Below are 9,956 nucleotides of genomic sequence, written 5' to 3' on the forward strand. Positions count from 1 at the left end.
CGCCCGTCGCCGACGACGCCAACGACGGCGGCAGCTGGATCTCGGGCCTGCTCGCCCGCGCCTCCCGCGACGACGAGCCGAAGACCGCCCCGGCCCGCAAGCCGGCGCCCGCGCCCCAGCAGCGCCCGCCGCATCATGCGATCGAGTCGCTCGACAGCCTATCGGTCGACATCGCGCGCATGATCGACCATCAGGCGGTCGCCGAGCTTTGGGACCGCTACCGCAGGGGCGAGCGCAACGTGTTCACCCGCCGGCTCTACACTCTGCAGGGCCAGCAGACCTTCGAGGAGATCCGCCGCAAATACGGCTCCGAGCCCGAGTTCCGGGCGACGGTGGACCGCTACGTGGCGGAGTTCGAGCGGCTGTTGGCCGAGATCGCCGACGACGACGCCGACGGACGCATCACCGACGGCTACCTCACCTCGGAAACCGGCAAGGTCTACACCATGCTCTCGCACGCGGCCGGCAAGTTCGACCCGCGCTGAGGCAAGGCGTCGGGAGAGCCTGAGCGCACGCTCAGGTTTCCCCTCTTCGTCATGCCCGCCGAAGGCGGGTATCCACGACTTGCCCTTCGGTGAACGCTCCGGGCGTGCAAGTCGTGGATGCCCGAGACAAGCTCGGGCATGACGGCAGCGTCGGGAGCCGGCGGCGAGCGAGCCTGCGGATGGCTTTGGCCAAGCGCTCCAAGACATAAGGCCCCGGAGCGTGCTGCTCCGGGGCCTTATGTCTTCGTCGGACCGGCGCGGACGCGTGGCTTACCCGGCCGGGCGGCGGGCGCGGTTCCAGGCGGCGAGCGTGACGTCGGCGGCGCGCTCGGATGGGGTTTCGCCGTCGGGCAGGCGCATGACGGCGTCGAGCCGGGCGAGCGCCGCCACCTGCTCCGCGCGCTCCTGGCTGTCCCGCAGCAGCGGCGACAGCTCCGCCGCAAGCCGCACGGGCGTGGCGTCCCGGTGCACGCATTCGGGAATGGCGCGCTCGCCGAGGATCAGGTTCGGCAGCAGGATGAAGGGCGCCTCGATGCGGATGAACGGCTCCAGCAGCGGCGCGAACCACTCCAGCCGGTAGGCCGCGGCGGTGGGCACGCCCGCGAGCGCCAGCTCCAGCGTCACCGTGCCGGAGGCGGCGAGCGCCGCCTGCCCCGCCCGGAACGCCGCCAGCTTCTCCGCCTCGCCCAGAACGATCTTCGGCGGCGCCGGCCAGTCGGCCGCCATGCGCAGAATGTCCGGCGCCAGACGCTCCGTGGTCGGCAGCGTCACCTCGAAGGCGTGGCCCTCGTCCGCCAGCCGCCGCAGCGTCTCGCCGAACAGCGGCATGTGGCGGTGCGCCACGCCCGCGCGGCTGCCCGGCAGCACCAGCAGGCGCGCCGGCCCCTCGCCGATCGGCGCGCGCTCGCCCGGCGCGGGGCGCAGCTCGTCGAGACGCTCGATCAGCGGATGGCCCACATAGGCGCAGGGCGGGCCGCCGAGCCGCTCATGGGCCGCGGGCTCGAACGGCAGCAGCGCGAGGATCTGGTCCACATAGGGCCGCATCGCCTTGGCCCGTCCCGGCCGCCAGGCCCAGACGGTGGGCGAGACGTAATCGACGATCGGAACCTCCGGCCGCGCCGCCCGCAGCCGACGCGCCACCCGGTGGGTGAAATCCGGACTGTCGACGATGACGAGCAGGTCCGGCGGATCGGCGATCAGGCTGTCCGCGGTCTCGCGGATGCGCCGCAACAGCGTGGGCAGCCGGGCGATGACGGGCCCGACGCCCATCACCGCGATGTCCTCCATGGGAAACAGCGTCTCGACGCCCGCCGCCAGCATGCGCGGACCCGCCACGCCGCGGAACCGGACGCCCTCGCCCAGCCGCCGCCGGAGCGCCCGCGCCAGCTCCGCCCCGAGCGCGTCGCCGGAGCGCTCGCCCGCGACGATGGCGACGTGGCGCGGGGCCGCGCCGCTCATGACGCCGCGTAGGCGCTTTGCGGCACGCCGGCGACGAAGAGCCGGCCCTCGACCGCCATGGCGACGACCTTCGCCTTTTCCGCGATCAGCACGCCGCCGGCGGCGACCGCGACGGCGGACAGCCCGGCCTGAATCGCGAGTTCGATGGTGCGCGGCCCGATGGCCGGCAGATCGATGCGCAGGTCCTGTCCGGGCTTCGGCAGCTTCACCAGCACGCCGCCGCGGCCGTCCCGGCGCAGCCGCCGCTTCTCGACCATGCGGGCCACCCGGCGCAGCATGCCGTCCGTGCCCTCGGCCGCCTCGATCGCCACCACGCGCGCGCCGAGCGCCACCGCCGCCTGCCCCACATCGAAGGGGCCGAGCGCAGCCAGCACGTTCATGGCGGCGGAGACCCCCGCGGCGCTCTCGGCGTCCGCCTCATGGGCGCCGAAGATGCCTTCGGGCGCGAGCAAGTCCGGGGCCGCCTCATGCACGCCGATCACGCGATAGCCCCGGCTCTCCACGAAGGTCACGAGCCCGCGCAGCAGCTTGTCGTCGCCGCCGGACAGCAGGCGCTTCAGCTCCGGCATGGCCACGAGCCCGGTCATGTCCAGGCCGAGATCGCGGATCGACGGCCGCTGCACGCCGCCGAGCAGGGTGATCTCCCGCGCGCCCGCGCCGTCCAGCGCCTTGAACAGCTTGCCCACCTCGCCGAGCCGCACCCACGTGTGGGGGAAGCGTTCGATCTCGGGGTCCGCGGCGCCGCGCAGGCCGATCAGGAACACGGCCCGCCCCGCCGCGATCGCCGCGTCCGCGGCCTCGATCGGCAGGCGTCCGGACCCGCAGATGAACCCGACGGGTCCGGAGCTCATCCGCGCCCGCCCGCCTCGGCGGCACGCGGCGTGCAAACGGCGCGATCGCCGCCGGCCTTGAGGAAGGCCACTACGTTGTCGACCAGCGGCGAGCCGCCATGGGCGGCGGCGACGGAATCGACCCGCTCCTTCAGCGTGCCGGCGCCCTCGGCGAACAGCTCGCGGAACGCGTGGCGCAGCGCATGGATCGCCTCGCGCTCGAAGCCGCGGCGACGCAGGCCCACGATGTTGAGCCCCGCGAGCGAGGCGCGGTCGCCCATGGCGAGGCCATAGGGGATCAGGTCGTTCTCAAGCCCGGTGAGGCCGCCGACGAAGGCATGGGCGCCGATGCGCACGAACTGGTGCGCGGCCGAGCCGCCCCCCATGATGACGAAATCGCCGATCGTGACGTGCCCCGCCACCATGACGTTGTTCACCAGAATGACGTCGTTCCCGATAAGGCAGTCGTGGGCCACATGGGAGCCCGCCAGCAGCGCGCAGCGGTCGCCGATCTCGGTCAGCAGGCCGCCGCCCTCGGTGCCGGGATTGACCGTCACGTTCTCCCGGATCAGCGCATCGCGGCCGATGACCAGCCGGCTCGCTTCACCCTTGAACTTGAGGTCCTGGGGCTGGTGGCCGATGGAGGCGAAGGGGAAGATCTGCGCGTTCGCGCCGATGACGGTGCGCCCCTCCACCACCACGTGGCTCTTGAGCGACGAGCCCGCGCCGATCTCGACCTCCGGGCCGATGACGCAGAACGGACCGACGGTGACGCCGTCGCCGAGGCGCGCGCCGTCCGCGACGACCGCGGAAGGGTGAATCTCCGGCATTTAGGCTCCCGCTGTCAGGTCAGTCGTTGCCGTGGACCAGCATGGCGGAGACTTCCGCCTCGCACACCAGAACGCCGTCCACCTTGGCCTCGCCGCGGAACCACCACATGTTGGCGCGCTTCTTGATCTGCGTCATGTGGAACTTCACCACGTCGCCGGGCACGACCGGCTTGCGGAACTTGGCCTTGTCGATCGTCATGAAATAGACGATCCGCGGCGCGCTCGGCGCGGTGCGGGCGGCCACGCACATGGCGCCCGCCGTCTGCGCCATGCCCTCGATCAGCAGCACGCCCGGCATCACCGGCTGGCCCGGAAAATGGCCCTGGAAGTGCGGCTCGTTGAAGGTGACGTTCTTGATGCCGACGCCCGAGCGGTCGCCGTCGATGTCCACGATCCGGTCCACCAGCAGGAACGGATAGCGGTGCGGCAGATAGGCCATGATGGTCTGGATGTCGGCGGCGCCCAGCGTCTTGGGCCCCTCCGGGGCGGTGGTTTCGACCTCGGTCATGATGCTGAACCTTCCGACGCGTCGGACGCCGGCCGCGACCGCTTCTCCGACGCCAAACGCTTCAATGTGGTCATTTCGCGGAACCAGTCCCGGACCGGCTTCGCCGGCGTGCCGCCCCAGCGCGAGCCCGGCGGCACGTCCTCGCGCACGTTGCTGGAGCCCGCGATCTGCGAGCCCATGCCGATGCGCACATGGCCAACGACCCCCACCTGCCCGCCGAGGACGACGAAATCCTCGAGCGTCGTGCTGCCGGAAACGCCCACCTGCGAGACGATGACGCAATGCCGGCCGATCACGACGTTGTGGGCGATCTGCACCAGATTGTCGATCTTGGAGCCCTCGCCGATCACCGTGTCGCGGTTCGCGCCGCGGTCGATGGTGGTGTTGGCGCCGATCTCCACGTCGTCCTGAACGATGACGCGGCCGATCTGCGGCACCTTGAGATGTCCGCCCGGTCCCATGGCGAAGCCGAAGCCGTCCTGGCCGATGCGGGCGCCCTGGTGGATGATGACACGATCGCCGACCAGCGCGTGCACCACGGTCGCGCCCGGCCCGAGCGTGCTGTCGCGGCCGATGCGCACGTCCGGCCCGACCACGGCGTTGGCGCAGATGACCGCGCCGCGCCCGATCTCGGCCCGGGGACCGATGACCGCGCCGGGATCGACGGTGACGTCGGCCTCGAGCCGCGCCTCAGGATGCACCACCGCGCCCGGCGCGACGCCGGGGCCGAACACCGGCTGGGGACGGGACGCCGCCGGATAGAGCGCGGCTGCGACGCGCGCGAAGGCCCGGTAGGGCTCCGGCGACACCAGCGTCACGAGGCCGGGCGGCGCCTTGTCCAGAAATTTGGGCGCCAGCAGACAGGCCCCGGCCCGGCTGACGCCGAGGCCCGACGCATAGGCCGGATTGTCGAGGAAGGTCAGGTCCGCCGGTCCCGCCCGATCGATCGGCCCGATTCCGGAGATCGCCACGGCGTCGGCCGCGCCTCCGCCGACCGCGGCGCCGGTGATGGCGAGCAGACGCTCAAGGGACAACGGCTCGGGGCTGGCGAAGAAACGCGGTTCGATCATGTCGCTCGCAAAGAGAAAAGCCGCAAACGCGAACGGGCGGCGGATGATGGTCCGCCGCCCGTTTAGAAGATTTTCGGTCGCGCCGAAAGCGGCGATTAGAAGCGCGTGCCGCCCGAGAACCGGAAGAACTGGGTCTCGTCGTACTTCGCCTTGCTCAGCACATGGGCGAAGTCGAAGCGGATCGGGCCAAGCGGCGAGGTCCAGAGGATCGATCCGCCCACAGACGACCGGATGGCCTTGCTGTTGGAGTAATCGAGGATTTCCTCGTTGGTCCCCGCCCGAAACTTCTTGATGCCCTCGTAACCGAACACCGTGCCCGCGTCCGCGAACACCGCGCCCTTCAGACCCAGTTCCTTCGGCAGACCGTAGATCGGGAACTGCACTTCGGCGGAGGCGCCGAAGTAGGTGGTGCCGCCCAGCGGATCCTCGCTCGGGCTGCCGATGTCGCGCGGGCCGAAGCCCTGCGGCTCGAAGCCGCGCACGATGTCCGGGCCGCCGGAGAAGTGATCCAGCACGCGCAGCTTCTCGTCGCCCCAGGCGGCGATGTGGCCGCCCTGGACACGGCCGATGCCGACCACGTCGTCCCAGAACACCGGGTGGTAGTAGCGGGCGTCGAACGTGCCGCGCACGAACTGGGTGTCGCCGCCGAGACCGGCCACGTCGCCCTTGAGTTCGGCGTAGAGGCCCTCACGCGGATCGCGCGGATTGTCGATCGTGTTGTAGATCAGCGACAGACCGCCGAGCGAGGTGATGGTCTTGCCCTCGGCCTCCAGCAGCGCCACCGAGGCGCGATCCGGGTTCAGAGTGCCGTCGCTCTTGAAGAAGTCGTACTTGCTCGGAACCTTCAGGTCCTGCTGGTAGAGCTGGTACCGGGTGCCAATCGAGATTTCTTCGGTGATCGGCAGGCCGAACCGCAGGCCGCCGCCATAGGTGTTGATGCGGTAGGACGAATACTCGGTCTCGTCCCGCTCCTTGGCGTAGAGATCGATGCCGGCGGAGACGCGCGAGCCGAGGAAATACGGCTCGGTGAACGAGAAGTCGAAGCCCTGCACGCGCTGGCCGAGCTGCGCCGCGATGCGGGCGTACTGGCCGCGGCCGAGGAAGTTGCGCTCGCCGAGCGCCACTTCGCCGATGACGCCGTCCGAGGTGGAGTAGCCGCCGGCGACCGAGAACTCGCCCGTGGGCTGGTCTTCCACGTCCACGTTCACGATCACGCGGTCGGGCGAGGAGCCCGGCTCGGTGGTGATGCGCACGTTCTTGAAGAAGCCGAGCGCCTTCAGGCGCCGCTCCGCGCGGTCCACGAAGATCTGGTTGTAGGCGTCGCCTTCGCCGAGATCGAACTCGCGGCGGATGACGTAGTCACGGGTGCGGGTGTTGCCGCGCACGTTGATGCGCTCGACATAGACCCGCGCGCCCTCCTCGACCACGTAGGTGAGGTTGATGGTGCGGCTCTCGTAGTTGCGGTCGCCGCGGGGACGGACCTGCGCGAAAGCGTAGCCGCGGGCCGCGAGCTCGAGCGAAATCTGCTCGACCGACTTGTCCACGTCCTTGGCGGCGTAGACGCCGCCGGTGGAGGACTCCACCCGGCGCTGCAGCGTCGTGGCGTCGATCTCGGGAACGCTCGATTCCACGTTCACCGCGCCGAAGCGGTACTGCTGGCCTTCCTCGACCACGATGTTCAGCGTGAAGGCGTTCTTCTCACGCTCGAGGTTGGCGTTGGCGGACACCACGCGGAAGTCGGCGTAGCCGTTGTTCAGATAGAAGCGACGGATCAGCTCCAGATCGGCGTTCACGCGATCCGGGTCATACACGTCGGACGACTTCAGCCAGCTCAGCCAGTTCGACTCGGTGGTCGTCATCTGGTCGCGCAGGGTGCCGTCGGAGAAGGCGTTGTTGCCCTCGAAGTTGATCGAGGAAATCTGGGTCTTGCCGCCTTCCTTGATCTCGAACACCAGATCCACGCGGCCGCTCGGCTGCGCGATGGTCTTGGCCTCGACGGTCGCCTCGTAGCGGCCGGAACGGCGGTAGATCTCGGAGATGCGCTGGCTGTCCGCCTGCACGATCGCGGGGTTGAACGGCCCGCGCGGCTTGGACTGGACCTCGGCGGCGAGCACCGCGTCCTTGACCTTGGAGTTGCCCTCGAAGGCGACGCGGTTGATGACCTGGTTCTCGCTGACCGACACCACGATGCCGCCGCCGGCGCGGGAGACGCGCACGTCGGAGAACAGGCCGGACGCATAGAGACCGCGGATGCCCTCGTCGATGCGGGCCTGATCCAGCGGCCCGCCGCTGAAGTAGGAGCGGACCGTTTCAGCGTCGACGCGCTGGTTGCCGCGCACCGTAATGCCGCTGGCGCGCTGGGCGTGAGCCTCGGTCACCCCGGCGACCCAGAACCCCGCGCCCGCGACGACGGCGCCGACCGCGACCGAAGACGCGACGGCGATGCGCCCGACAACTCGAACCATACGCTTCATGGGTTGACGGACCCTCATACCGTTAAGCGGACGCTCGCACCCGCTCGGAACCCCCGGATTCTGCGGTGCGACGCCGATCGCTTCTATCGAACTTTTACGCACGTGCAAACTCGCTACTCGACACACGACCAACGTTTCAACGCCGCAGTGGCTGCGCAGACACGCTCACCCACTCTCATCCTAGAGAGGAAAGATGAACGATGTCATTCCATGTGGCGAAGATCATCAACATCAAAACGAGCGCCAGCCCGACGCGCATGCCGTATTCCTGCGCCTTGGGCCCCAGCGGACGGCCGCGCACGGCCTCCAGCGCGTAGAACAGCAGGTGCCCGCCGTCGAGCATGGGCACCGGCATCAGGTTCAGCAGCCCGATCGAGACCGACAGGATCGCGGCGAGATTGATCAGCGCCACGAAGCCGAGCGACGCCACGTCGCCGGAGGTCTTGGCGATGCGAATGGGCCCGCCGAGCTGGTCGGCGGATTCGCGCCCCGTCACCATGCGGCCGAGATAGGAGCCGGTGCTCGCCACCACGAACCACGTCTCCTTGGCGCCCTCGACCACCGCCTCGATCGGCCCGAAGCTCTGGTAGCGCACGTCGGCGGGCGTGGCGGAGCGGCTGATTCCAAGCAGGCCGATGCGGTGCTTGTTGCCGAAGTTGTCGGTCATTTCCTGCAGCCGCGGCGTCGCGGTCAGCTGCAGATGCTCGCCGCCCCGGTCCACGGTGACCGACAGCGCCTGCTCGGGGCTCGACGACACGATGCGCTGCATGGCGCTGAAGGACGCGATCGTCTGGCCGTCGATCGCCACCACCCGGTCACCGGCGACGAATCCGGCTTCCGCCGCGGCGCTGCCCGGCTGCACCTCGTCCACGATGGCGTCGGTGATCGGCCGCCCCACCGCCATGAACACCACCGCGAAGATGGCGATGGCGAGTAGGAAGTTGGCGATCGGCCCGGCGGCGACGATGGCGGCGCGATTCTTCAGCGGCGCGAAGAAGAAGCTGCCCTGCCGCTCCCGCGGGCCCATGCGCTCCAGCGCGTCCACGTCCGGCGTGCTGGCCGCGTCCTCGTCGCCGTAAAAGCGCACGTAGCCGCCGAGCGGGATCGCCGCCACGCGCCAGCGGGTGCCGTGGCGGTCGTTGAAGCCGAACAGCTCCGGGCCGAAGCCGATGGAGAAGGCGAGCACCCGCACGCCCGACCAGCGGGCCACCAGGAAGTGACCGAGCTCGTGGACGAACACCACCAGCGTCAGCACGAACAGAAACGGAATCAGATAGCCGAGCGTGGCGGAGCCGGCGCCGAGCATCTCGTTCAGAAAGGTCATGGACAGGCCTCGTCCGCGCCGGCGCGACGGCGCGGGCGCTGCAGCGTCTTTTAGTGCGCCGGAACCACGCCCCGTGGCAAGCGCCGCGCGGCGAGCGCGCGGGCGCTGGCGTCGAGCGCGATCGCGGCCTCCACGCTGTCCGGCGCGCGGGTCAGGCCATGGCCCGCGGCGTCCTCCAGCGCGCCTTCCACCAGACGGGGAATGTCGCCGAAGCCGATGGCGCGGGCGAGAAAGGCCGCGACCGCCACCTCGTTCGCGGCGTTCAGCACCGCCGGCGCCGCGCCGCCCGCCGCAAGCGCCTGCACGCAGAGCGACAAGCCGGGGAAGCGGGTGGTGTCGGGCGCCTCGAAGGTCATGGCGCCGAGCGCCGCGAGGTCGAGCCGCGCCGCGGGCGTCGCAAGCCGGTCCGGCCAGCCGAGCGTGTGGGCGATCGGCACCCGCATGTCGGGCGCGGCGAGCCCCGCCGTCACCGCGCCGTCCCGGAAGGTCACGAGCCCGTGGATCGCCGACTGGGGGTGCACCACCACGTCGAGCCGCGCGCCTTCGATCCCGAAAAGGTGATGCGCCTCAATCAGTTCGAGCCCCTTGTTCATCAAGGTCGCGGAATCGATGGTGATCTTCGCGCCCATGGTCCAGGTGGGATGGCGCAGCGCGTCCTCGGGCGTGGCCACGGCGATGCGGGCGGCGTCCCACTGGCGGAACGGGCCGCCGGATGCGGTCAGCGTCATCCGCTCCACGTCGTCCACGCTCTGGCCGCCGAGCGCCTGCAGCAGCGCGTTGTGCTCGCTGTCCACCGGCAGCAGCGTGGCGCCGGCGCGGGCGACCTCCGCCATGAAGGCCTCGCCGGCGCAGACGAGGCACTCCTTGGTGGCGAGCGCCACCGCGCCGCCCCGCCGCACGGCGGCGATGGTGGGCGCGAGACCCGCGGCGCCGGAGATGGCGGCCATGGTCCAGTCCACCGGCACGGAGGCCGCGTC

At 70.4% G+C, this 9,956-nt stretch carries 9 protein-coding genes; 1 reads left to right on the forward strand and 8 read right to left on the reverse strand.

Annotated features, from left to right (window positions below; genetic code table 11):
- The coding region (locus ACFQ4O_RS11565; protein WP_378775844.1) for a hypothetical protein at positions 1-485 on the forward strand (485 nt) is incomplete at its 5' end.
- Between the two features lie 270 nt (positions 486-755).
- Here the strand turns inward: ACFQ4O_RS11565 and lpxB are convergent.
- The 8 genes from lpxB to dxr form a co-directional block, all read right to left on the reverse strand.
- Positions 756-1,943, reverse strand: a complete 1,188-nt coding sequence (gene lpxB / locus ACFQ4O_RS11570; protein WP_378775845.1) for a lipid-A-disaccharide synthase — start codon at positions 1,941-1,943, stop codon at positions 756-758.
- On the reverse strand, positions 1,940-2,794 hold the full coding sequence (locus tag ACFQ4O_RS11575) for an LpxI family protein (protein WP_378775846.1): 855 nt from the start codon (positions 2,792-2,794) through the stop codon (positions 1,940-1,942). Before ACFQ4O_RS11575 ends, lpxB begins: the two co-directional genes overlap by 4 nt.
- Positions 2,791-3,603, reverse strand: coding sequence for an acyl-ACP--UDP-N-acetylglucosamine O-acyltransferase (gene lpxA / locus ACFQ4O_RS11580; RefSeq protein ID WP_378775847.1), 813 nt, complete (start codon positions 3,601-3,603; stop codon positions 2,791-2,793). Before lpxA ends, ACFQ4O_RS11575 begins: the two co-directional genes overlap by 4 nt.
- Positions 3,604-3,622: 19 nt before the next feature.
- A complete protein-coding gene (gene fabZ / locus ACFQ4O_RS11585) occupies positions 3,623-4,111 on the reverse strand; it encodes a 3-hydroxyacyl-ACP dehydratase FabZ (protein WP_378775849.1) in 489 nt (162 codons plus the stop codon).
- Complete coding sequence (gene lpxD, locus ACFQ4O_RS11590) at positions 4,108-5,181, reverse strand: UDP-3-O-(3-hydroxymyristoyl)glucosamine N-acyltransferase (RefSeq protein WP_378775850.1); 1,074 nt, start codon at positions 5,179-5,181, stop codon at positions 4,108-4,110. The genes fabZ and lpxD overlap by 4 nt, the downstream gene beginning before the upstream one ends.
- 95 nt (positions 5,182-5,276) lie before the next feature.
- A complete protein-coding gene (gene bamA / locus ACFQ4O_RS11595; RefSeq protein ID WP_378775853.1) occupies positions 5,277-7,646 on the reverse strand; it encodes an outer membrane protein assembly factor BamA in 2,370 nt (789 codons plus the stop codon).
- Between the two features lie 184 nt (positions 7,647-7,830).
- Complete coding sequence (gene rseP / locus ACFQ4O_RS11600) at positions 7,831-8,979, reverse strand: RIP metalloprotease RseP (RefSeq protein WP_378775851.1); 1,149 nt, start codon at positions 8,977-8,979, stop codon at positions 7,831-7,833.
- A gap of 50 nt (positions 8,980-9,029) precedes the next feature.
- A partial coding sequence (gene dxr, locus ACFQ4O_RS11605) for a 1-deoxy-D-xylulose-5-phosphate reductoisomerase (protein WP_378775852.1) occupies positions 9,030-9,956 on the reverse strand: 927 nt, incomplete at its 5' end.

The sequence above is a fragment of the Methylopila musalis genome, from assembly GCF_042679725.1.
Taxonomy (GTDB): domain Bacteria; phylum Pseudomonadota; class Alphaproteobacteria; order Rhizobiales; family Methylopilaceae; genus Methylopila; species Methylopila musalis.